This window comes from Parafrankia sp. Ea1.12 (assembly GCF_900465275.1).
GTDB lineage: Bacteria > Actinomycetota > Actinomycetes > Frankiales > Frankiaceae > Parafrankia > Parafrankia soli.
The window spans coordinates 1-1,521 of the sequence record NZ_UBIZ01000513.1 but is presented as its reverse complement, the minus strand read 5'-3'; the positions used below and the strand labels follow the sequence as shown (position 1 = coordinate 1,521).

Genomic DNA, 1,521 nt, shown 5'->3' with positions numbered 1-1,521 from the left:
GGTGCAGGCGGCGGGTACGAGTGGGTTGGTTGTGCCGTTGCAGTGGAAGGTCAGGCCGGGGGCTGCGGGTAGTGGCAGTTCGGGTGCTGAGCGGATCTTCTCGATGAGTCGGGTGGGGGTGATGTTCCCGGTGAGGCCGTCGAGTGCCCGGCTCAGGGCTGTCATGGTGACGTAGATGGTGGAGCTCATCGAGTTGCTCAGGTCGATGTCGTTGTCGTCGTAGGTGTGCACGATCGCCTCCCACTGGCGTAGGTCGGGATTGTCGTGGTCGTCGATCGCGAACGGTGCTGATGCGTACACGCCTTCCAGGGTGTCGCCGAGTGCGGTCTTGGAGGTGTCGGAGACGCACTGGTTGACGACGCTGACGGGTCCGTCGAAGTTCGCCGCTCGCAGGCCCCGGAACGCGGAGATGCAGAAGGCGTCGCCGCCGATGATGTGTACTTCGGTGGGTCCGCCGGCGGTGATCCGTTCCATTTGTGGGGTCATGTCGGCCTGGTCGGGGGGGATGGCGACCACGTCCAGGTCGAGGCCGGCGTCGCCGAAGAGCTGGTCGCCGACGGCGTCGTAGAACCCGGTGACCACGGGTACGTCGATGCCGACGACGGTCACTTTGGGGACGTGGTTCTCCTTGGCGACGGTGATCGGCATGCCGGCCAGGCCCGCGATCTGGTCTGCCAGTGCGAAGGTGGAGTCCCGGTCGAGGATGACCGACTGTTCGGTGGTGGCGTACACGAAGATCGGGATCCCGGTGTCGTGGAGTGGTTTCCATACCGGTCCCATGGCGGTGGACTCGCCTGCGACGGTGATGGCCACGTCGGCCTGGATGAACTCGGTCGCGCAGTCGGCTGCTCGGCCCGGGTCGGCTGCGGTCTCGCAGGTCACGAGTTCGATCGGGTGGCCGCCGATGCCGCCGGCGTGCTCGTTGAGGAACTTTGTCATCGCGACGGCGGCGTGGATCTGGATGGTGTTGTCGAAGGCCGGGGTGCTGCCGTCGCTGACGAAGCCGACCTTGACCGGTGGGCCGTCGGCCGGTCGGCTCGGGCCGAGCAGCGCGAGGTCGACACCGCTCTCGTGATCCGGCCCCGGGTCGGAGTCGTTTCCGCCGCACGCCGCGCCGGTGAGCGCCAGCGCGGTGAGGGCCAGTGCGGTGAGGGCTGTCGCCACCAGCCGGCGTACCCGCGGTCGTGGCCCGCGCATCCGCGACCGTCTACGTAAGCTGCCTGCCCGCGTGCTCTGTTCCATGATCTGTCCCTGCGTGATGGGCGGCTGTCGGCCGCGCTGAGACGTCGCCGGTGTCAGGGCCGGCGGATCGTGCGGGGGCGGCCGCGCTCGCCCGGCTCGGTGTCACGCGAGTGCGGCCGTCGGCCGGCAGGCTCACCCCGGGGACCCGCTGTCTGGGCGAGAACCCTAAGTTATATATTTAGATTTTTCCAGCCTCAACATCGAGATGGTGGCCGGTAGGTGCTACCGGTGAGGGTCGGCTGCCGCGCCGCCGTGGCTTGCCGTGCGTGCCGGACGCGC

The 1,521-nt window shown here is 68.1% G+C and carries 1 protein-coding gene; it reads right to left on the bottom strand.

The features are described 5' to 3' along the window. Window positions 1-1,197: ABC transporter substrate-binding protein (locus FMEAI12_RS30300; protein WP_112108726.1), on the bottom strand; the 1,197-nt coding region annotated here is incomplete at its 3' end. Window positions 1,198-1,521: the final 324 nt, after the last annotated feature.